Here is a 278-nt window from a genome sequence, read left to right on the forward strand (position 1 = left end):
AGCATTGCTTCGCAAGGGAACATCGAGCAAAGCGAGATTTACATGACTTGCATCATGCTGAGGAGATTAAACGAATTTGGAAGGAAAGTTCAGGTCGATATGGTGTACGTAAAGTCTGGCAAAAACTGAAACGTGAAGGCTATATTATTGCACGCTGTACTGTTGCTCGATTAATGAAAAAGCTAGGTATACAAGGTGTTTGGCGAAGTAAGAATAAACAGACCACCCGTAGCCGAGATGACCAAAAACGGGCAGATGAGTTAGTGAAACGTAATTTT

The 278-nt window shown here is 41.7% G+C and carries 1 protein-coding gene; it reads left to right on the forward strand.

All coding sequences use genetic code 11. The features are described 5' to 3' along the window. Window positions 1–278 (forward strand): IS3 family transposase (locus tag RRF55_RS27430; RefSeq protein WP_439419221.1); only part of this gene is annotated, 278 nt, incomplete at both ends.

The sequence above is a fragment of the Klebsiella sp. K47 genome (genome assembly GCF_051858335.1).
GTDB classification, from domain to species: Bacteria; Pseudomonadota; Gammaproteobacteria; order Enterobacterales; family Enterobacteriaceae; genus Klebsiella; species Klebsiella pneumoniae.